General features: G+C 67.7%; 21 protein-coding genes. 2 read left to right on the forward strand and 19 right to left on the reverse strand.

Features of this window, described 5'->3' with window-relative positions:
- Positions 1 to 45: 45 nt before the first annotated feature.
- On the reverse strand, positions 46 to 426 hold the full coding sequence (gene rplS / locus J2P76_RS02470) for a 50S ribosomal protein L19 (protein WP_207404247.1): 381 nt from the start codon (positions 424 to 426) through the stop codon (positions 46 to 48).
- Between the two features lie 414 nt (positions 427 to 840).
- Between rplS and J2P76_RS02475 the strand changes: the two genes are divergently transcribed.
- A complete protein-coding gene (locus J2P76_RS02475) occupies positions 841 to 1,713 on the forward strand; it encodes a DMT family transporter (protein ID WP_207404248.1) in 873 nt (290 codons plus the stop codon).
- A gap of 8 nt (positions 1,714 to 1,721) precedes the next feature.
- Here J2P76_RS02475 and J2P76_RS02480 read toward each other — a convergent pair whose 3' ends face one another.
- The 13 genes from J2P76_RS02480 to J2P76_RS02535 form a co-directional block, all read right to left on the reverse strand.
- Positions 1,722 to 2,132, reverse strand: coding sequence for a hypothetical protein (locus J2P76_RS02480; RefSeq protein ID WP_207409258.1), 411 nt, complete (start codon positions 2,130 to 2,132; stop codon positions 1,722 to 1,724).
- A 13-nt stretch (positions 2,133 to 2,145) separates the two neighbouring features.
- Positions 2,146 to 3,327 carry a PA0069 family radical SAM protein gene (locus tag J2P76_RS02485; RefSeq protein WP_207404250.1) on the reverse strand — a complete coding sequence of 394 codons (1,182 nt, stop codon included), beginning with the start codon at positions 3,325 to 3,327 and terminating at the stop codon, positions 2,146 to 2,148.
- Positions 3,328 to 3,527: 200 nt separating this feature from the next.
- A complete protein-coding gene (locus J2P76_RS02490) occupies positions 3,528 to 4,826 on the reverse strand; it encodes a sulfate adenylyltransferase subunit 1 (RefSeq protein WP_207404251.1) in 1,299 nt (432 codons plus the stop codon).
- A gap of 25 nt (positions 4,827 to 4,851) precedes the next feature.
- Positions 4,852 to 5,760 carry a sulfate adenylyltransferase subunit CysD gene (cysD, locus tag J2P76_RS23570; protein ID WP_242697269.1) on the reverse strand — a complete coding sequence of 303 codons (909 nt, stop codon included), beginning with the start codon at positions 5,758 to 5,760 and terminating at the stop codon, positions 4,852 to 4,854.
- 9 nt (positions 5,761 to 5,769) lie between these two features.
- Complete coding sequence (locus J2P76_RS23575) at positions 5,770 to 6,522, reverse strand: phosphoadenylyl-sulfate reductase (RefSeq protein ID WP_242697270.1); 753 nt, start codon at positions 6,520 to 6,522, stop codon at positions 5,770 to 5,772.
- Positions 6,519 to 7,583, reverse strand: a complete 1,065-nt coding sequence (locus tag J2P76_RS02500; protein ID WP_207404252.1) for a sulfate/molybdate ABC transporter ATP-binding protein — start codon at positions 7,581 to 7,583, stop codon at positions 6,519 to 6,521. Before J2P76_RS02500 ends, J2P76_RS23575 begins: the two co-directional genes overlap by 4 nt.
- A 13-nt stretch (positions 7,584 to 7,596) precedes the next feature.
- Complete coding sequence (gene cysW, locus J2P76_RS02505) at positions 7,597 to 8,508, reverse strand: sulfate ABC transporter permease subunit CysW (protein ID WP_207404254.1); 912 nt, start codon at positions 8,506 to 8,508, stop codon at positions 7,597 to 7,599.
- Positions 8,505 to 9,389 carry a sulfate ABC transporter permease subunit CysT gene (cysT, locus tag J2P76_RS02510; RefSeq protein WP_207404255.1) on the reverse strand — a complete coding sequence of 295 codons (885 nt, stop codon included), beginning with the start codon at positions 9,387 to 9,389 and terminating at the stop codon, positions 8,505 to 8,507. Before cysT ends, cysW begins: the two co-directional genes overlap by 4 nt.
- 223 nt (positions 9,390 to 9,612) lie before the next feature.
- Positions 9,613 to 10,254 (reverse strand): peroxiredoxin, encoded by a 642-nt coding sequence (locus J2P76_RS02515; RefSeq protein ID WP_207404256.1) that lies wholly within the window; start codon positions 10,252 to 10,254, stop codon positions 9,613 to 9,615.
- A 148-nt stretch (positions 10,255 to 10,402) separates the two neighbouring features.
- Positions 10,403 to 12,229 (reverse strand): acyl-CoA dehydrogenase, encoded by a 1,827-nt coding sequence (locus J2P76_RS02520; protein ID WP_207404258.1) that lies wholly within the window; start codon positions 12,227 to 12,229, stop codon positions 10,403 to 10,405.
- Between the two features lie 193 nt (positions 12,230 to 12,422).
- Positions 12,423 to 13,352, reverse strand: coding sequence for an electron transfer flavoprotein subunit alpha/FixB family protein (locus tag J2P76_RS02525; protein WP_207404259.1), 930 nt, complete (start codon positions 13,350 to 13,352; stop codon positions 12,423 to 12,425).
- A 1-nt stretch (position 13,353) separates the two neighbouring features.
- Positions 13,354 to 14,103, reverse strand: coding sequence for an electron transfer flavoprotein subunit beta/FixA family protein (locus J2P76_RS02530; RefSeq protein WP_207404260.1), 750 nt, complete (start codon positions 14,101 to 14,103; stop codon positions 13,354 to 13,356).
- A gap of 68 nt (positions 14,104 to 14,171) precedes the next feature.
- The gene (locus J2P76_RS02535; protein WP_207409090.1) at positions 14,172 to 15,095 is read right to left on the reverse strand and encodes a histone deacetylase family protein; all 924 of its coding nucleotides are present in this window, start codon (positions 15,093 to 15,095) and stop codon (positions 14,172 to 14,174) included.
- A gap of 10 nt (positions 15,096 to 15,105) precedes the next feature.
- On the opposite strand from J2P76_RS02535, the gene mltB reads away from it, so the two are divergent.
- The gene (gene mltB, locus J2P76_RS02540) at positions 15,106 to 16,242 is read left to right on the forward strand and encodes a lytic murein transglycosylase B (protein WP_207404262.1); all 1,137 of its coding nucleotides are present in this window, start codon (positions 15,106 to 15,108) and stop codon (positions 16,240 to 16,242) included.
- A 19-nt stretch (positions 16,243 to 16,261) separates the two neighbouring features.
- Here the strand turns inward: mltB and cysM are convergent, their stop codons facing one another.
- From cysM to lapB, 5 genes are all read right to left on the reverse strand, one after another.
- Positions 16,262 to 17,182, reverse strand: coding sequence for a cysteine synthase CysM (gene cysM, locus J2P76_RS02545; protein WP_207404263.1), 921 nt, complete (start codon positions 17,180 to 17,182; stop codon positions 16,262 to 16,264).
- 77 nt (positions 17,183 to 17,259) lie between these two features.
- Positions 17,260 to 17,739 (reverse strand): ComEA family DNA-binding protein, encoded by a 480-nt coding sequence (locus J2P76_RS02550; RefSeq protein ID WP_207404265.1) that lies wholly within the window; start codon positions 17,737 to 17,739, stop codon positions 17,260 to 17,262.
- Positions 17,740 to 17,863: 124 nt separating this feature from the next.
- On the reverse strand, positions 17,864 to 18,856 hold the full coding sequence (gene rfaD, locus J2P76_RS02555) for an ADP-glyceromanno-heptose 6-epimerase (RefSeq protein ID WP_207404266.1): 993 nt from the start codon (positions 18,854 to 18,856) through the stop codon (positions 17,864 to 17,866).
- Entirely contained in the window at positions 18,853 to 19,791 is a 939-nt protein-coding gene (rfaE1, locus tag J2P76_RS02560) for a D-glycero-beta-D-manno-heptose-7-phosphate kinase (protein WP_207404268.1), read from the reverse strand. The genes rfaD and rfaE1 overlap by 4 nt, the downstream gene beginning before the upstream one ends.
- Positions 19,788 to 21,011, reverse strand: coding sequence for a lipopolysaccharide assembly protein LapB (gene lapB / locus J2P76_RS02565; RefSeq protein WP_207404269.1), 1,224 nt, complete (start codon positions 21,009 to 21,011; stop codon positions 19,788 to 19,790). The genes rfaE1 and lapB overlap by 4 nt, the downstream gene beginning before the upstream one ends.
- Positions 21,012 to 21,018: the final 7 nt, after the last annotated feature.

Raw genomic sequence — 21,018 nt, forward strand, 5'->3', positions numbered from 1 at the left:
CAGCGCGGCGATGTCCAGCCATGGCCGGCGCCGCGCCCGGAACGATCAGGCCGACTTGGCCTGCTTGGTGACCAGCTTTTCCTTGATGCGCGCCGACTTGCCCGAACGGCTGCGCAGGTAGTACAGCTTGGCGCGGCGCACGTCGCCGCGGCGCTTGACTTCGATGCCGGCGATTTGCGGCGAGTACAGCTGGAAGGTACGCTCGACGGCTTCGCCGGACGAGATCTTGCGGACGATGAACGAAGAGTTCAGGCCGCGGTTGCGCTTGGCGATGACAACGCCTTCGTAGGCCTGCACACGCTTGCGGGTGCCTTCCACGACGTTGACGCTGACCACCACGGTGTCGCCGGGGGCGAATTCGGGCACGGTCTTGTCGCCGGTAAGGCGCTTGATTTCTTCCTGTTCCAGGATGGCGATGAGGTTCATGTGAACTCCGAGGTCATCGTGCCGTTGCGGTGTTTTTACGCCTGAAGGCTGGCTGGGCCGGCCGTTTGGGCTGTGCGCAAGGTAGAGGATGAGGTTTGGGAAACCTGGCATTCTACATCAAAATGCCTGGAACTTCATAGGGATGCGATTGGGGGCTGAATGGGTGTTGAGTTCTTGCCCCGGGACTGCGATAGATAGATTTGAACCGCCGTTCAGCACCTATTTAAGTAGTTAAGGTAATTTCATGCGCCAGGTGTCAGGCTCCCGTCAGAGTGCCTGACACCGCAAGATTGAGACAGCCTTTGGCATAACTACCGCTCCAACAGGAAACCGGCCCCATTTAAGAGTACCCTTGGGGCTCGACCCTGACTGTCACAAACTCGTCACTTTTACCCCGCCGCTGCCGTCGCCCCCATGTCTTATACGTCCCTGATATTGGTCATCCTGGCGGCGATGGCGCATGCCACGTGGAATTTGCTGGCCAAGCGGGCGGCGATGGTGGGGCCGGTGTTCGTATTCGCCTACGGGCTGTGCGCCGTGCTGGTATATGCCCCCTGGGTGATCTGGATTTTGCTGCACGAAGGCATGGCCTGGACCTGGCCGGTGGTGTTGTGCATCCTGGCATCCAGCGCCCTGCACCTGGGCTACAGCCTGTGCCTGCAGCGCGGCTACCAGGTGGCGGATTTGTCGGTGGTGTATCCCATTGCGCGCGGCACCGGGCCGCTGCTGTCGACGACGGGGGCTTTTTTGCTGCTGGGCGAACCGGCCACCACGACTGGTATTGCCGGAATGCTGTGCGTGGTGGGCGGGGTGCTGCTGATCGCCACGCAGGGCCGCCTGTCGCTGTTCCGCCAGCCCCAGGCCTGGCTGGGGGTGCGCTGGGGCGTGGTGATCGGCCTGTTCATCGCCGCGTATACGGTGGTGGACGCCTACGGTGTAAAGGTGGTGCTGATCATGCCGGTGCTGTTCGACTGGTTTACCTGCGCCACCCGCACCGTGATGATGGGCCCGCACGTATTGCGGCGGCGCGCCGAAAGCTGGCAGGCCATGCGCGGCCACTGGCACCTGGCGCTGGCCGTGGGCGTGCTGTCGCCGCTGGGGTACATCCTGGTGCTGTATGCGCTGCGCAACGGTGCCCCCTTGAGCCTGGTGGCGCCGGCACGCGAAATGTCGATGATGCTGGGCACGCTGGCGGGCATGTTTCTACTGCGCGAGAAAGTGGGCATTGGCCGGCTGGCCGGCTGCGCGGCGATTCTGGCGGGTGTGGTGCTGCTGGGGTCCAGCTAGCAAGCGCCTTAGAACCCCGCCGCCGCGCCCAGCCACATCAGGCCGGGAATCAGGGCGCCCCACATGGCTACCAGCAGAACGTCGACCACCATCTGGCGCAGCGTGACGCCCTGCCGGGCGGCTTGCGCGGCCGTGCCCAGCGACTGGCTGTGGGCAGCGGCCCGGGTTTCGATGGACAGGGCGGCGCGGGTGTCTGCTGCCGGTGCCACGGGCGCCGCCGGCGCCGGCTGGGCGGGCTGCTGTGCCGGCGGAACGGCGGCCGGCAGATGGCCGCGCGACAGGCCCGACGAGAACGGCCATTTGGCGGGCTGGCGCAGCACGCCGCTGGCGGCTTGCGCCAGCAGGCGCGGCAGCCACGCCGGCAGCCGCGAGGGCGACAGGGAAGCAACGGAATCGGTGGCAAGCGTAGCGGTGGTCATGGTGTGGCTCCGTTCAGAATAACGATAACTGCGGCGTGGACTGCGGCAGGGACGGCCGCCTGCCCTGCCCCGCGGCCCTGGCCGCGTCGGCGGGCAGTACCGGCGGCAGGGGCGCCCGGAACAAATGGGTGGCCAGTTGCGGCCGGGTGGTATTCAGGCCCAGCTTGCGCACCGCCAGGTTGAAGCGCTGGCGCAGCAGGTCGGCCCACAGGCCGGTGCCCCGCATGCGGGTGCCGAAGCCGGAATCGTTGCGGCGGCCATTGCGCAGATCTTCGATGCGGTGCAGAACGCGCTGGGCCCGGTCGGGGTAATGGGTTTGCAGCCATTCTTCGAACACGGCCTTCACTTCCCAGGGCAGGCGCAGCACGGTGTAGCTGGCGTAGCTGGCGCCCGCCTGGCGGGCTTCATGCAGGATGTGTTCGAGGGATTCGTCGTTGATGAAGGGGATGACGGGCGCCACCAGCACGCCCACCGGCACACCGGTGTTGGCCAGGGTGCGCACCGCCTGGATGCGCCGCCAGGGCGCCGAGGCGCGCGGCTCGAGCGTGCGCGCCATGTCGGTGTCGAGCGTGGTGACGCTGACATACACGGTGACCAGGCGCCGTTCGGCCAGGGGCTGGAGCAGATCGAGGTCGCGTTCGACCAGGGCGTTCTTGGTGACCAGCGTGGCCGGATGGCCGGTTTGCAGCATCAGGTCGAGCACGCCGCGCGTCAGCTGCCACTGGCGTTCGATGGGCTGGTAGACGTCGGTGGCCGAGCCGATATTGATGGGGGACACCCGGTAGCCGGGTCGGGCCAGCTCGGCCCGCAGGACGTCGACCGCATTGGCCTTGGCCACCAGGCGGGTTTCGAAATCGAGGCCGGGGGAATACCCCAGGTAGGCGTGGGTGGGCCGCGCATAGCAGTACACGCAGCCATGCTCGCAACCCCGGTACGGGTTGACGGCCACGTCGAAGGGGATGTCGGGCGAATCGTTGCGCGACAGCAGCTTGCGGGCCTGCTCGGGCTTGACGGTGGTTTTCAGGGCCGGCCCGGCCGGGGCATCGCCTGGCGCCCAGCCGTCGTCGGCGGGCGTGCGGTCGGTTTGCTGGAAGCGGTGCCGAACATTAGTAACCGCTCCCCGGCCGCGCAAGGCGGCGGGGGCGGCAGCCGGGGACCCAGAACCGGCGGAAAAAGCGTGATCGGTGCGTTCCATGAAAGTACTGTACAAAAAACCAGTACTTTCAGCAAGCCCCTTGTGCCCTGAACAGGCGACGTCCCACTTTACCGCAAGACGCGCCGGCCGTCTGAAGAATTCATTTCATGGTCTGGAAATCGGCCATAACTTATTGTTTTTATTATATTTTGCCGAAAAACAACAAGCCGCCGCCAGCCTGCGGCGGCGGCTTTTGCGGCCTAGCGCAGCATGCCGGCGGCGGCTGTCTGGTGCGTGGCCTCGTCGATCAGGATGAAAGCGCCGGTTGCCGGCGCATCGGCATAGCGATCGACGGCCAGGGCCTCGCGCGTGACCAGCGTGACGCGGCCGATTTCATTCATGGCCAGCGTGCCGCTTTCGTTGGCGACTTCTTGCAACTCATGAATGTCGCGTTGTGTCAGCACGTCGCGGATCTTCGCCGACGTCAGGCGCGTGCCGTGCTTGAGCAGATACTTGCGCGCCGGATTCAGCGCCTGCGCATCCAGCCAGCACAGCTCGGCCTCGAACTCGCGGCCCACGCGCGCCGGCGCCGCCGCATGCGACAGCACATCGCCGCGCGATACATCCACGTCGCGGTCCAGCACCACCGTCACCGAATCGCCCGCCGCGGCCGCATCCACCACGCGATCGAAGGCCCGCACTTCCTGCACGCGCGCGGCCACGCCCGAAGGCTGGACCACGATCTCGTCGCCCGCGCGCAGCACGCCGCTGGCCACCCGGCCTGCATAGCCGCGGAAGTCGTCGGCGCTGGCGCCGCCATGGCGCGCCACCCATTGCACCGGAAAGCGCAGCGGCCGCGCCGGCGCATGGTCGGCCTGGCCCAGCTGTTCAAGCAGGCTGAGCAGCGGCGGGCCGTCGTACCAGGGCGTGCGGGCCGACGAATTGACCACGTTGTCGCCTTCCAGCGCCGACAGCGGCAGCACGTGGAACCCGGCAATGTCCAGGCGCCGCGCCAAGTCGGCGTAGGCATCGCGGATGCGCTCGAACACGGCGCGGTCCCAACCGACCAGGTCCATCTTGTTGACCGCCACCACGATGTGCCGAATACCCAGCAGGCGCGCGATGGTGCTGTGCCGCTTGGTCTGCGGCAGCAGCTTGCCGTCGACCGCGCGGGTGGCGTCGATCAGGATGATGGCGGCATCGGCGGTCGACGCGCCGGTGACCATGTTGCGCGTGTACTGCTCATGGCCGGGGGCATCGGCCACGATGAACTTGCGCAGCGGGGTCGAAAAATACCGGTAGGCCACGTCGATGGTGATGCCCTGCTCGCGCTCGGCCTCCAGGCCGTCGGTCAGCAGCGCGAAATCGATGCCGTCGCCGGCCACCCGCTTGTACTTGGCGCGCGCAATGGCGTCCAGCTGGTCGGCGAACACGCCCTTGCTGTCGTACAGCAGGCGCCCGATCAGGGTGGACTTGCCGTCGTCGACCGAGCCGGCCGTGATCAGGCGCAGCACGCCGTTATCGGCGCCCGAAAGAAAAGAGTCGTTCACAGCGTTCATGGAAAAAGTCCGGTGCTCAATCAGTTCAGAAATAGCCTTCTTTCTTGCGGCGCTCCATCGAGGCCTCGGAAGTCTGGTCGTCCATGCGGGTGGCGCCGCGCTCGGTAATGTCGGTGATGGCGGTCTCGGCGATGATGGCCGTCGGGTCGGATGCGTCGGACGCCACCGGGCAGGTGCAGGAAATATCGCCCACCGTGCGAAAGCGCACGGCCAGGTTCTCGACCTGCTCGCCGTCCTGGGGCGGCGTCAGCGGCGTCACGGGCACCAGCAGGCCGCGGCGGCGCACCACGTCGCGCCGGTGGCTGTAGTAGATGGACGGCAGCGCCAGCTGCTCGCGCTGGATGTACTGCCAGACGTCGAGCTCGGTCCAGTTCGAGATCGGGAACACGCGCATGTTCTCGCCCTTGTGCACGCGGGTATTGAACAGGTTCCACAGTTCGGGCCGCTGCGCCTTCGGGTCCCATTGGCCGAACTCGTCGCGGAACGAGAAAATACGCTCTTTGGCGCGCGCCTTTTCTTCGTCGCGGCGCGCTCCGCCGATGCAGGCGTCGAAGCCGAATTCCTCGATGGCCTCCAGCAGGGTGACCGCCTGCGCGGCGTTGCGCGAATCGTTCTCGCGCCGCAGCACCACGCTGCCGCGCCGGATCGAATCTTCCACGCTGCGCACCAGCAGGGTCTCGCCCAGCTCGGCGGCGCGCCGGTCGCGAAAGGCGATCACTTCGTCGTAGTTGTGGCCGGTGTCGATGTGCATCAGCGGAAACGGAAAGCGGCCGGGGCGGAACGCCTTCTCGGCCAGGCGCAGCAGCACCACCGAATCCTTGCCGCCCGAAAACAGCAGGACCGGCTTCGAGCATTCGGCGGCTACCTCGCGCAGGATGTAGATCGCTTCGGATTCCAGCCAATCCAGGTGGCTGCGGTTGACGACGACAGACATGGTTTTCCTTTACTCAGAAGTCGATTGTGCCGGCGCGGCGGCCACGGCGATGACACGGTTGCCGGCATGCAGCCCGCATTCCTTGGAATCCGACGATTCCCACCACCAGCGCCCCGCCCGCACGTCTTCGCCGGGCCGGATCGCGCGCGTACAGGGTTCGCAGCCGATCGACGGATAACCCTGGTCATGCAGCGGGTTATAGGGAATGCCGAACGCGCGGATGGCCTCCCAGACGTCTTCCTCGCTCCAGGCGGCCAGCGGGTTGTACTTGTACAGGCCGAACACGGGATCCTGCTCGGCCTCGGGCAGCTCGCCGCGGGTGGCGGCCTGGGCCCGGCGCTGCCCGGTGATCCAGGCGCCGCGCCCGGCCAGCGCGCGCTTCAGGGGCTCGACCTTGCGTATCTGGCAACAGGCCTTGCGCAGCTCCACGCTGTCATAGAACGCGTAGGCGCCGTGCGCCTGCACATGGGCCTGCACGGCGGCGGCGTCGGGCCGGTACACCGTAATGGCGCGGCCGTAGCGCGCCTGCACCGCGTCCAGCATGCCCAGTGTTTCGGCATGCAGGCGGCCGGTATCCAGCGTGAAGACTTCCAGCGGGATGCCGCCGTCATAAATGGCGTGGGTCAGCAGCATGTCTTCGGCGGCCAGCGACGAGGCCAGCGCGGCGTCGGGGTACTGCCGCGCGATCTCGGCCAGGCGCAGACGCAGCGCCTGCCAGCGGGCGGCGACGGCGGCGGTCAGGGGGATGGCGGTGGTGCTCATGGCTGCGCGGCGAAAACCCGGGCGCGGCGCGGCCGCGCCAGCAGGCTTTCGCCCTCCTTCAAATCAAGTTCGCGGTACAGGCGCTCGGGCACCTGCGCTTCGATAATGGCCTGCACGTCCTGGCGCTCCAGTTCCAGGTAGGCGCTGGACCCGGCCAGGTAGGCGTGGCTCAGGCGCACCGGAATGCCCTGCCCCAGGCCGTTGTCGCGCGCCAGGTCGATCTCGTGCGGGCGTACATAGGCGACCGCCTGCTGGTGCTGCGCGTGCGCCAGGTCCGGGGCCGGCAGCTCGACGCCATGCGCATGCCAGACGCCCTGGCTGGCATGGCCGTTGAGCTGGTTCACATCGCCCAGAAAGCCATATACGAACGGCGTGGCCGGGCGTTCCCAGACTTCGCGCGGCGTGCCCACCTGCTCGATGCGGCCGGCATTCATCAGGACCACCCGGTCGGCCACTTCCAGGGCTTCTTCCTGGTCATGTGTGACGAACACGCTGGCCACGTGCAGTTCATCGTGCAGCCGCCGCAGCCAGCGGCGCAGCTCTTTGCGCACCTTGGCGTCCAGGGCGCCGAACGGCTCATCCAGCAACAGCACGCGCGGCTCGACGGCCAGGGCGCGGGCCAGCGCAATGCGCTGGCGCTGCCCGCCTGACAGCTGCGCCGGATACCGGTCGGCCAGCCAGTCCAGCTGGACCAGGCCCAGCAATTCGTGCACCTTTTCGCGGATCCGCGCCTCGGACGGCCGGGTGGCGCGCGGCTTGACCCGCAGGCCGAACGCCACGTTCTCGAACACCGTCATGTGCTTGAACAGGGCGTAATGCTGGAACACGAACCCCACTTGCCGGTGCCGCACGTCGACGCCGGTGGCGTCTTCGCCGGCAAACAGCACGCTGCCGCTATCGGCGCTTTCCAGCCCGGCGATGATGCGCAGCAGCGTGGTCTTGCCGCAGCCCGACGGCCCCAGCAGGGCCACCAGTTCGCCGGTCTCGATGTGCAGCGACACATCGTCCAGCGCGCGGAAATCGCCGAAGCGGCGCGACAGGTTTCTGACTTCGATACTCATGCTAGACACTCCATCATGCGGCCGCGGGCCGGGCCAGCGCGGGCGCGGCGGCCTGCCCGGCCGGCGCGGCCACGGCGTGCGGCCGCGCGCTGCGCCACTCGACCAGGTTCTTGACCACCAGTGTCACCAGCGCCAGCAGGGCCAGCAGCGAGGCCACGGCAAACGCCGCCGAGAACTGGTATTCGTTGTAAAGAATCTCGACGTGCAGGGTCATGGTGTTGGTCAGCCCGCGCACGTGCCCCGACACCACCGACACCGCGCCGAATTCACCCATGGCGCGCGCATTGCACAGAATGGCGCCGTACAGCAGGCCCCATTTGATGTTGGGCAGCGTCACGCGCCAGAAAATCTGCCAGCCGCTAGCGCCCAGCGTCAGCGCGGCCTGCTCTTCTTCGCTGCCCTGCGCCTGCATCAGCGGGATCAGTTCGCGCGCAATGAACGGAAACGTGACGAACAGCGTGGCCAGCACCACCCCGGGCACGGCGTACACCACCTTCAGGTCGTGGTCCTGCAGCCAGGGCCCCAGCCATCCCTGCGAGCCGAACAACAGCACGAACACCAGGCCCGCCACTACCGGCGACACCGAGAACGGCAGGTCGATCAGGGTGATCAGAAACTGCTTGCCGCGGAACTGGAACTTGGCGATAGCCCAGGCCGCGGCCACGCCGAACACCAGGTTCAGCGGCAGCGAGACCGCCGCCACCCACAGCGTCAGCTTGACGGCACTCCAGGCGTCAGGCTCGACAATGGCCGCCAGGTACAGTTCCCAGCCCTTTTTGAAGGCTTCGATGAACACGGCCGCCAGCGGCGCCAGCAGGAACAGCGCCAGGAAGCCCAGGGCCAGAGCCAGCAGCAGGCCGCGCACCCAGCGCGGCTCGGTCAGGTGATCGGGCCGGCGGGCGCCGGCGGGTGCCCCCCGGCTCACGCGTGCCTCCCGCCGCGCCGGGCCTGCCAGCCTTGCAGCAGGTTGATCAGCAGCAGCAGCACGAACGACAGCACCAGCATCACCGTGGCGATGGCGGCCGCCCCGGCATAGTCGAACTGCTCCAGTTTCGAGATGATCAGAAGCGGCGTGATTTCCGACACCATGGGCCGGTTGCCGGCAATGAAAACCACCGATCCGTATTCCCCCACGGCGCGCGCGAAGGCCAGCGCAAAGCCGGTCAGCAGCGCCGGCAGCACGGTGGGCAGCAGCACGCGCCGGATGGTCTGCCAGCGGCTCGCGCCCAGGCTGGCGGCGGCCTCTTCGATCTCGCGCTCGATGTCTTCCAGCACCGGCTGCACCGTGCGCACCACGAACGGGATGCCGATGAAAATCAGCGCCACCACAATGCCCAGCGGCGTGAACGCCACTTTCAGGCCCAGCCATTGTTCCAGCGGACCGCCCAGCCAGCCGTTGCGGGCGTACATCGCGGTCAGCGCAATGCCCGCCACGGCGGTGGGCAGCGCGAACGGCAGGTCCACCAGCGCATCCAGGATCTTCTTGCCCGGGAACCGGTAGCGCACCAGCACCCAGGCCACCAGCATGCCGAACACCAGGTTCACCAGCGCGGCCACCAAGGCGGCGCCGAAAGTGAGCCGGTACGACGCCATCACGCGCGGCGCCGTCACGGTGTCCCAGAACGCCTGCCAGCCCAGCCCGGCGCTCTTGAGCGGCAGCGAAGCCAGCGGGATCAGCACCAGCAGGCTCAAATACAGCACCGCGTAGCCCATGGAAAGACCGAAACCCGGCAGCACGCCGGGCCGGTTGCGCCGCGTGCCGGAGGAGGCCCTGCCCCCCGCGGCCGCGATTGTGCCTGTACTCATGCTTGCATCCTGTCGCGGGCGGCTATCGGCCGCCCGGGAGATATCGACAACGGATGCAAGTGTGCGGGCTGGCCGAACTAAACGGAACGAATCATTTTTTGATTGCTCATCGCTGTCAGGCATAAGCGCCGCAAAATGGCGAAAAAAAACCGCGCCCATAAGGGCGCGGAGGCGGCACCCGGCGCGGGCAAAGCGCAAGCGCCCTGCCCGCACCGTGAGTTATTTACTTATTCGGCTGGGGCGTAGTGCGCAGGTACGGACGCACGACCTTGTAGCCCTTGGGAAATTTCTGCTTGAGTACGGCTTCGTCTTGCAGCGACGGCACGATGATGACGTCGTCGCCGTCTTCCCAGTTCACCGGGGTGGCCACGCTGTGGCTGTCGGTGAGCTGCAGCGAATCGATGACGCGCAGGATCTCATTGAAATTGCGGCCCGTGCTGGCCGGGTAGGTAATGATCAGACGCACCTTCTTGGCCGGGTCGACAATGAACACCGAGCGCACCGTGGCGGTGGCGCTGGCGTTCGGGTGGATCATGTCGTAAAGCTCGGCCACCTTGCGGTCGTCGTCGGCAATGATGGGAAAGTTGACCTTGGTGGACTGCGTGTCGTTGATGTCGTCGATCCACTTGGTGTGCGATTCGACGCCATCCACCGACAGCGCCAGCACCTTGACGTTGCGCTTGGCGAATTCATCGGCCAGCTTGGCCGTGTAGCCCAGCTCGGTGGTGCACACAGGCGTGAAATCGGCCGGGTGCGAAAACAGGACTCCCCAGCCGTCACCCAGGTATTCATGGAAACGGATCGGGCCGATGGACGATTTTTGCTCGAAATCCGGGGCGGTGTCACCCAGGCGAAGTTGGCTCATGTAAGTCTCCGTGGCGGTTGGCGCCGCCGGCCATGCCGGCCGGCGGCCTGCAAAAGGCGATCCCGGTATGCGGCGGGATCGGGATGAGACGATTCTTACATCAAACCGGTATCACTGGAAATACGTAAGTTGTATATGCTTAATAACGTTACGCAATATTCGCCTGGGCGCCGCAGGCGTCGGCCACGTCGCCCGCCCGCACCGCGGCCGACAGCGACAGGGCCCGCGGCAGGATTTGCGCGCCATAGAACAGGGCCGTGGACAGCTTGGCCCGGTAAAAAGGGTCGGTAGCGCCTTCGGCCAGCTGCCGCTGGCAGGCCAGCGCCGCGCGCGCCATCTGCCAGCCGCCGTGCACCACGCCCGCCAGCATCAGGTATGGCACGCTGGCGGCGAAAACGGCGCGGATATTCGACTGCGCATGCTCAAGAATGAACGCCACCGCGCCGTCATAGGCCTGGATCGCCTGGTCCAGATTGCCGCGCAGCAGGCTCAGGCCGGCGCGGTCGTCCGGCGCGGCGCGCGAGGCCGCGGCGTCGAGCGCCTTCAGCGTATCGCGCATGGCGGCAATGCAGGCATAGGCCGTGGCGCCGCCGTCGCGCAGCGTCTTGCGGCCGACCAGGTCGTTGGCCTGGATGGCCGTCGTGCCCTCGTAGATGGGCAGGATGCGGGCATCGCGGTAGTGCTGCGCGGCGCCGGTTTCTTCAATGTAGCCCATGCCGCCGTGCACCTGGATGCCCAGCGACGCGACTTCGACGGCCGACTCGGTGGAAAAGCCCTTGACGATGGGCACCAGGTATTCATAGAAGGCGCGATTGCGGGCGCGCACTTCGGCATCGGGATGATGCGCGCCCTTGTCGTGCGCGGCGGCGGCCACCAGCGATACGGCCCGCGCGGCCTCGGTCAGTCCCCGCATGGTCAGCAGCATGCGCTGCACGTCGGGGTGGTGCACGATGGTCACCGGCCCGGCCGAGCCCTCGATCGCGCGGCCCTGCACGCGTTCCTGTGCATAGGCCAGGGCATGCTGGTAGGCGCGTTCGGACACCGCGATGCCCTGCTGGCCCACGCCGAAGCGCGCCGCGTTCATCATGATGAACATGTATTCCAGGCCGCGGTTCTGCTCGCCCACCAGGTAGCCCACCGCGCCCTCGCCGGCCTCGCCCTTGCCCGAGCCGTACAGCAGCACCGCGGTGGGGCTGCCGTGGATGCCCAGCTTGTGCTCGAGCGACGCGCACCAGACGTCGTTGCGCGCGCCCAGGCTGCCGTCGTCGTTCACCAGGAACTTGGGCACGATGAACAGCGAAATGCCCTTGACGCCGGCCGGGGCGTCGGGCGTGCGGGCCAGCACCAGGTGGATGATGTTTTCGGCCAGGTCGTGCTCGCCGTAGGTAATGAAGATTTTCTGCCCGCTCAGGCGATACGTGCCGTCGCCCTGCGGCACCGCGCGGGTGGCCACCTGGGCCAGGTCCGACCCCGCCTGGGGTTCGGTCAGGTTCATGGTGCCGGTCCATTTGCCGGCGATCAGGTTCGGCACATAAGCCTGGCGCTGCGCCTCGGAACCGACGGTAAGCAGCGCCTCGATGACGCCGTCGGTCAGCATGGGGCACAACGAAAATGCCAGGCTGGCCGCCTGGATGTTCTCGCTGGGGGCGGCGGCCACCAGCTTGGGCAGCCCCTGGCCGCCCCACTGCGCAGGGTGCTGCAGGCCCTGCCAGCCGGCGGATGCGTAATCGGCAAACCCCTGCCGGAACCCCGGCGTGGTGGTCACCTGCCCGTCGTTCCAGCGCGGCGGCTGGGTGTCGCCAGGCACGTTCAGCGGCGCGATAGCCTGCTCGACGAAGCGGGCGTTCTCGTCCAGGATGGCATCGACCAGGTCCGGCGTGACTTCTTCGAAGCCAGGCAGCTTCAGGATCTCGTCCAGCCCGGCCAGCGCCTTGAGCGCAAAACGGAAATCCTGCAGCGGGGTGACGTAGGGCATTGTGTCTCCAGGGTCGGTTGGCGGTCGCAGTGCTCTGCCGGCCAATCTTAAACCTTTGAAGAGCCGGGTGTCAGGCTCCGCGGGCGCAGGCCCCCCGCGCGCGAGGCGGGACTTGGCCAGGCGCAAATGAAAGCGCCGGGAGCGCCGGCCGGAAAATCCGGCGGGCGGTCCCGGCGCAGTGCGATGCCAGTGCTTACAGCGCGCCGGCCAGTTCGGGCACGACCTGGAACAGGTCGCCGACCAGGCCGTAGTCGGCCACGCCGAAGATGGGCGCTTCGGGGTCTTTGTTGATGGCCACGATGACCTTGGAGTCTTTCATGCCCGCCAGGTGCTGGATGGCCCCCGAGATGCCGACCGCCACATACAGCTGCGGGGCGACGATCTTGCCGGTTTGCCCGACCTGCCAGTCGTTGGGCGCGTAGCCCGCGTCGACCGCGGCGCGCGAAGCGCCCAGCGCCGCGCCCAGCTTGTCGGCCAGCGGATCCAGGATCTTGAAGTTCTCGGCGCTGCCCAGGCCGCGCCCGCCCGAGACCACCACGCGCGCGCCGGCCAGCTCGGGACGGTCGCTCTTGGCCACCTCGCGGCCCACGAACGACGACTTGCCCGAATCGGCCACCGCTTCGATGGTTTCCACCGCGGCCGAGCCGCCGGTGGCCGCGACCGCGTCAAAGCCCGTGGTGCGCACCGTGATCACCTTGACCGCATCGCCGGACTGCACCGTGGCGATGGCGTTGCCCGCGTAGATGGGGCGCTGGAAGGTGTCGGCCGATTCGACCCCGATAATGTCGGAGATCTGCGCCACGTCGAGCTTGGCGGCCACGCGCGGAGCCACGTTCTTGCCCGAGGCCGTGGCCGGGAACAGGATGTGGCTGTAGCTGGAGGCCACGGCCAGCACCTGGGCCGCCAGGTTCTCGGCCAGGCCGTCGGCCAGCTGCGGCGCGTCGGCCAGCAGCACCTTGGCCACGCCCGCGGCCGCCGCGGCCTGCTCGGCCACAGCCTTGGCATTGCTGCCGGCCACCAGCACGTGCACGTCGCCGCCCAGCTTGGCGGCCGCCGCGACGGCGTTCAGCGTGGCGCCCTTCAGGTGGGCGTTGTCGTGTTCGGCAATAACCAGTGTCGTCATCTTAGAGCACCTTCGCTTCGTTCTTGAGCTTGTCGACCAGCGTGGCCACGTCGGCCACCTTGATGCCGGCCTTGCGCGCCGGCGGCTCGGTCACCTTCAGCGTCTTCAGGCGCGGCGCCGCATCGACCCCCAGGTCTTGCGGCGTGACCGTGTCCAGGGGCTTTTTCTTGGCCTTCATGATGTTGGGCAGCGTGACGTAGCGCGGCTCGTTCAGGCGCAGGTCGGTGGTGATGATGGCCGGCAGCTTCAGCTTCAGCGTTTCCAGCCCGCCGTCGACTTCGCGCGTGACGGTGACTTCGCCGTCGGCCACTTCGACCTTGCTGGCGAACGTGGCCTGCGGCCAGTCCAGCAGCGCGGCCAGCATCTGGCCGGTTTGATTGGCGTCGTCATCGATGGCCTGCTTGCCCAGGATGACCAGCTGCGGCTGTTCCTTGTCGACCAGCCCCTTGAGCAGCTTGGCCACCGCCAGCGGCTGCAGCTCGGCATCGGTCTGCACCAGGATGCCGCGGTCGGCGCCTATGGCCATGGCCGTGCGCAGGGTTTCCTGGCACTGCGCCACGCCGCAAGACACCGCCACCACTTCGGTGGCGCCGCCCTTTTCCTTCAGGCGCGTGGCTTCCTCGACCGCGATCTCGTCGAACGGGTTCATCGACATCTTCACGTTCGCGATATCCACGCCCGTTTGATCCGACTTCACGCGCACCTTGACGTTGTAGTCAACCACGCGCTTGACTGGTACCAGAACCTTCATCCAGCAGCCTCCTAGCTATGATTAATCGGCCGGCTGGCGCCGGCCCCGCATTGCACAATTTATTGATTCTACAACTTTGCCAGCGCCCGCACGTGGGCGACGACGCTGCGTCCAAGGGCTGATAAGTTGTAACCGCCTTCCAGCATGCTGACGATGCGCCCCTGCGCATGGCGCTCGGCGACCCCGGCCACGCAGTCGGTGATCCAGGCGTAATCGGCCTCGACCAGCCCCATCTGGCCCATGTCGTCTTCGCGGTGGGCATCGAACCCGGCGGAAATCAGGATCAGTTCGGGGGCATGGGCCTCGAGGCGCGGCAGCCAGACATCCCGCACCAGCTCGCGCACCGCGGCGCCGTCGGTATAGGCCGGCACCGGCACATTGGCCATGTTGGCGGCCGGATGCTCGGCGCCGCTGTTGGGAAAGAACGGATGCTGGAAGAAACTGCACATCAGCACCCGCTCGTCGCCCGCGAAGGCCTCTTCGGTGCCGTTGCCATGGTGCACGTCGAAATCGACGATGGCCAGGCGCCGCACGCCGTGCGCATGCATCGCATGCTGCGCCGCAATAGCGATATTGTTCAGGAAGCAGAACCCCATGGCCTGGTCGCGGCGCGCATGGTGGCCGGGCGGGCGCACCGCGCAGAAGGCATTGGCGGCCTGCCCGCCCATGACCGCATCGACCGCGGCGATGCCCGCGCCGGCCGCATGCAGCGCGGCCTCGCAGGTGTGCGGGTTCATCAGCGTATCGGGGTCGATGGTGAAGTAGCCTTCGGCGGGCGAATGGGCAAGCAGGCTGTCGAGGTGGCCGGCCGTATGCACGCGCAGGATGGCCTCGCGCGAAGCGGCGGGCGCTTCGTGCTCGGCCAGGAACGGCGCCAGGCCGCTGGCCAGCAGCTGGTCGGAAATGGCATCCAGCCTCTGCGGGCTTTCGGGATGCCAGCTGCCCATTTCATGCAGCCTGCACGACGGGTGGGTAAGATACATGGTCTCCATAAGGAAGATTATGTTCATCTGTCGGCGATTCCTGCAAATCGGCACGATTTCCCTGGTACTGGCCGGTTGTGCAAGCGCTCCACCATCCGGGTCGCCATCGGCCCGACCTTCCCCCGAATCCTCTGGCGGCAGCACGCCGATCCGCATCGGCCCGGCCCGGCCGCCCGGCGAACCGCCCGCGGCATCGACTCCCACGGGGGCGCTGCGGCCCGAAGCCCGCAGCTACGCTGAACAGCTGGCCGCCGAACGGGGCCTGCCGCTGGATCCCATCGTGGCCGCGCTGCAGGATTCCCGCTACAACGCCACGGTGGCGCGGCTGATCGCCCCCTCGCCGCCCGGCCGCAAGGTGTGGCGCAGCTGGATCACCTACCGGGCCCGTTTCGTCGAGCCCAAGCGCATCAACTGGGGCGTGCAGTTCTGGCAAGAAAATCAGACATTGCTGAACCAGGCCGCGCAGCGCTACGGGGTGCCGGCCTCGATCATCGCATCCATCATCGGCGTCGAAACCCTGTATGGCCGCAACATGGGCAGCTTCCGCGTGCTGGATGCCCTGGCCACGCTGGCGTTCGACTACCCCGACCCGGCCAGGCCCGAGCGCGCCGAGATGTTCCGCGGGCAGCTGGGCGACTTCATCACACTGGCCCTGCGAGACAAGCTGGCGCTCGACACCAGGGGATCTTACGCCGGCGCCATCGGCATGCCGCAGTTCATGCCCGGCAGCATCAAGCGCTACGCGGTCGACGGCGACCACGACGGGCATATCGATCTGGCCAACAGCGTGGCCGACTCGGTGATGTCAGTAGGTAATTTTCTGGTTGAACACGGCTGGCAGCGCGGCTTGCCGGTATTTGCGCCGGTCATCCTGCCGTCCGACCCGTCGGCGCTGGCTTCGGGCGGCCTGCAGCCCACGCAGACCTGGGCCAGCCTGCAGGCCGCGGGCGCGCGGCTGGCGCCCGGCGCGCGCGGCGACGGCTGGCTGGACCGCCCGCTGGGCGTGGTGGACCTGGAAGAAGAAGCGCGCGGCACGGTGCAATACCGCACGGCCACGCCCAACTTTTTTGCTTTGACGCAATACAACCGCAGTTATTTCTACGCCACCGCGGTGGCCGACCTGGCAGCCGCGCTACAGGCCCGCATGGGCCGCTGAACGCGGCCCATGCGCGGCGCTAGCGGGTTTCGTTGAACACGCCGGTCGACAGGTAGCGATCGCCGCGGTCGCAGACGATGAATACGATGGTGGCGTTCTCGACGCGCTCGGCAACCCGCAATGCCGCCACCAGCGCCCCCGCCGACGAAATGCCGCCGAAAATGCCTTCTTCGGCGGCCAGCCGGCGCGCCATGGTTTCGGCTTCGACCTGGGCGATGGATTCATAGCCGTCGACCAGGCTGCGGTCGAAAATGCTGGGCATGTATGCCTCGGGCCATTTGCGGATGCCCGGAATCTGCGAGCCTTCGGCCGGCTGCGCCCCGATCACCTGCACACTGGCGTTGCGCGACTTCAGGTACGTGGACACGCCCATGATGGTGCCCGTGGTGCCCATGGCGCTGACGAAATGGCTGACACGGCCCTCGGTCTGCGTCCAGATCTCGGGGCCGGTGCCTTCGATATGGGCGCGCGGGTTATCGGGGTTGCCGAACTGGTCCAGCACCTTGCCCTTGCCTTCGGCCTGCATCGACGTGGCCAGGTCGCGCGCGTATTCCATGCCGCCCTTGCTGGCCGGCGTCAGGATGAGCTCGGCGCCATAGGCGGCCATGGCGGCGCGGCGTTCCACCGACAGGTTGTCGGGCATGATCAGCACCATGCGATAGCCGCGCATGGCGGCCGTCATGGCCAGCGCGATGCCGGTATTGCCGCTGGTGGCTTCGATAAGGGTGTCGCCGGGCTTGATCTCGCCGCGCTCTTCGGCGCGCAGGATCATCGACAGCGCCGGCCGGTCTTTGACCGAGCCGGCGGGGTTGTTGCCTTCCAGTTTGGCCAGGATGACGTTGCCCCGCGCCTGGCCCGCCGCGCCGGGAATGCGCTGCAGACGGACCAGCGGCGTATTGCCGACGGTTTGTTCGATGGTGGGATAAGTAGAGGTAGCCATGCGCCCGATCATAACCGCTGGCATGACGGCGCGGCCCCAAAGCCGCGCTCGCGCCAGGGATACCCTGGGCCTGCCTTTCAGGGGGCTGAAAGCCCGGGCAGCGACGGCGCGAATTGCGGCGTGGCGACACTGCCGGGCGTCAGCACCGGCACGCCGGTGCCGGCCGTCAGGCCGGCCGACCGCAGGCTGCCCAGGCGCTTGCGGCCGATGCCCCGCACACGGTCAGACAGGTCTTCCAGCGATTCGAACGGGCCGGCGCGCTCGCGCTCCTGCACGATGATCTGCGCCGTGCGGGGCCCTACCCCGTGCAGCGCCTCGAGCTGTTCGGCAGAGGCCGCGTTGACATCCAGCGACTGGGCCGGCATGGCCGCCAGGCTCAGCCCGCCGGCGACGGCCATGCAGCCCACCGTGCGAACCAGGGGCCGGCGCGCCGGCGCGGCGCCGGCCCGGCCAGGCTGGCGCGGGCCCACCAGCGGCCACTGCGGCGCCGGGCGAAAAGTGGAACGCGGCAGCGCCGGCAAGGGCGCGGCCACCGTATCGTGCAGGAAAGGATTCATGGCGGGGCTCCGTACAAGACCGGCGGATCGGTCGATCCGCCTGGCCCACCATGATGCGGCCCGCGCTGCGCGGCCCGGCCGCGCGTGAACGGAAAGGTCAGCCGCGGGAACTACGCAGCAGGCCTCAGGCCCCGCGCGCGCGCCAGTAGCGCACGTATTCGGCCACGCCGGTCTGCACGTCGCGCATGGGCGCCGTGAAGCCCGCGGCGCGCAACTGCGCCACGTCGGCCTGGGTATAGCTTTGATAGCGGCCTTTCAGGTCGTCGGGGAACGGGATATAGCGCACCAGCCCCTGCTCGACCAGCTTGTCCAGCGGCAGGGCGGCTTCGCCGCGCTCTTCGCGCAGCGTGTTGACCACGGCCGCCGCCACGTCGTTGAACGGCTGGGCGCGGCCCGTGCCGCAATTGAAGATGCCCGAAGCGGCGGGGTTGTCGAGAAAATGCAGGTTTACCGCCACCACGTCTTCAACCGAGATGAAGTCGCGGCTCTGCCCGCCGTCGGCGTAGCCGTCCCAGCCCGCGAACAGCCGCACATGGCCTTCGGCCAGGAACTGGTTCATGTTGTGGAACGCCACCGAGGCCATGCGGCCCTTGTGCTGCTCGTGCGGGCCGTATACGTTGAAGTAGCGCAGCCCCACCACCTGGGCGGTGAGCCCGTCCATGCGGGTGCGCAGCACCTGGTCGAACAGCAGCTTGGAATAGCCGTACACATTCAGCGGCCGTTCGTTGGCCGGGTCTTCGACGTACACCGACGAGCCGCCGTACACGGCCGCCGACGAGGCATACAGGAACGGAATGCGGTGCGCCTGGCAGTACTCGAACAGTTCCAGCGTGACCCGGTAATTGTTGTCGAGCATGTAGCGGCCGTTGCGCTCGGTGGTGTCCGAGCACGCGCCCTGGTGCAGCACGGCGCGCACCGGCGGCAGCGAGTCGGCCAGCACGCGGCGGCGGAATTCGTCTTTGTCGAGATAGTCGGCGATCTGGCAGTCGACCAGGTTGAGGAACTTGTCGCCCTCGGTCAGGTCGTCGACCGCGATGATGTCCCGGATGCCGCGGCGGTTCAGGCCGCGCACCAGGTTGCTGCCGATGAAACCGGCGGCGCCTGTGATGACGATCATGTGGATTCTCCAAGTTCTGCCGCGGTAACGACCGAGGTGCCCAGCTTGCCGACGACGATGCCGCCGGCGCGGTTGGCCCAGCCCATGGCATCGGCCCAGGGCTGGCCGATGGCCCGCATGGCGGCCAGCGTGGCCAGCACCGTGTCGCCGGCGCCGGACACGTCGAACACTTCGTGCGCCTGGGCGTCGACGTGCTCGCGGCCCGCCGCGGTGAAAAGCGTCATGCCCTGCTCGGACCGGGTGATCAGCAGGGCTTCGAGGTCGAGATCGGCGCGCAGCCGCTGGGCGCGCTCGGTGAGTTGCGATTCGGAATTCCAGCGGCCCACGGCCTGCTGCATTTCGGAACGGTTGGGCGTGACCAGGGTGGCGCCGCGATAACGGGCGTAGTCGTCGCCCTTGGGGTCGACCAGCACGGGCACGCCGGCGGCGCGCGCCTGCGAGATCAGGGACTCGACCCGGTCGAGCGCGCCCTTGGCGTAATCGGACAGCACCACCACATCGTGGTTGGCCAGGTGGCGCGCCACGCGGGCGTCGAGTTCGTCGAGCGCGGCGGTGGCCGGATGCTGCTCGAAATCGACGCGCAACAGCTGCTGCTGGCGGCCCAGCACGCGCATTTTCAGGGTGGTGGGGTGCTCGGCGTCGGCGGCCAGGTCGGCCTGCACGCCGGCCTGCCCGGCCATCCGGGCAATGCTGTCGCCGGCCTCGTCGGCGCCCACGATGCCCACCAGCGTGGCCTGCCCGCCCAGCGCGACGACGTTGCGCGCCACGTTGGCCGCGCCGCCCAGGCGGTCTTCGCGGCGCGCCACGCGCACCACGGGAACCGGCGCCTCGGGCGAAATGCGGTCGACCTCGCCGAACCAGTAGCGGTCCAGCATGACGTCGCCCACGACAAGCACGCGGCTGCGCGTAATGGCCTCGGCGGGAAATGGCTTCATTCGAGTTCTTCCAGACGGCGCGGCGCGTAGGTTTCCCAGGCATTGCAGCCCGGGCATTGCCAATAATACCGCCGCGCCTGGAAGCCGCAATTGCGGCAGGCGTAGCGGTCGAGACGCTGCGTATGCTTGTGGATCAGGCTGCGCAGCAGGCTGAGGTCGGCGCCGCGCACCGGACCCTGTTCCTGCGGTGCGCCGTTGCTGCTGCCCAGCTCGGCCTCGAGCAGGCGGTCGAGCCCCAGCAGCGAGGGATGGTGCCGCAGCGCGCCGCGGGCAAACGCCCAGGCGGGCGCGGCGCCCTGCTGCACCCGCAGCTCGCGGAACACCACGTTGAACAGGTCCAGAGACGGATGCTGCGCGTACTGCTTCTGCAGCAGCTCCAGACCCTCGGCGGCCTGGTCGGCCGCGCGGTAGCTGGCCAGCAGCTGTTCGGCCACCAGCCCGGCGAACTCGGGCGCGTCGGCCAGGATGGATTCCAGGTACAGGCGCTCGCGCTTCGGGTCTTGCTCGAGCTGTGCCAGGCGCGCGCGCAGCATGGCGGTGCGCACCTTGGCGGACTTGCCGGCCGGCTCGCCCTGCCCGGCCTGCCGGGCGGCATGGTCGGCGGCATCGAGCGCGGCATGCGCCGCGTCGGCGTTGAACGGCTTGGCGGCCAGGGCCGACTGGGCCTGTTCGCAGTAATAGTGCACGATCTGCGGTACGGGCTCGTCGACCAGGCCGTGCAGCGTCTTGACGGCCTCGATGGCACGCGGCCAGTCGTGCTCGGATTCGTAGATGCGGATCAGCGAGCGCAGCGCCGGCAGCGCGTAGCGGGTGTCTTTCAATTGCTCGAAGGCGCTTTCGGCGCGGTCGAGCATGCCGGCCTTGAGGAAGTCGTGCGCCAGTTCGTGCTGGGCATGTTCGCGCTCGGCCTCGGGCAGGTCGGAGCGGCTGAGCAGGCTCTGGTGCACGCGGATGGCGCGCTCCATTTCGCCACGGCGGCGGAACAGGCTGCCCAGCGCGAAGTGCAGCTCGGTGGTTTCGGGATCGAGCTTGGCAACCTCGACGAAGGCGTCGATGGCGCGGTCGGGCTGCTCGTTAAGCAGGAAGTTCAGGCCGCGGAAGTACGAATCGGGCAAGGTGCGCGTTTCGCGCAGCATCTGCCGGAAGTCGAAGCGTGCCGCCAGCCAGCCCAATGCGAACAGCACGGGCACGAAAATAAGCCACCAAGGTTCAAAATCCACGCTGCGA

This window comes from Bordetella petrii, assembly GCF_017356245.1.
GTDB classification, from domain to species: domain Bacteria; phylum Pseudomonadota; class Gammaproteobacteria; order Burkholderiales; family Burkholderiaceae_B; genus Bordetella_A; species Bordetella_A petrii_D.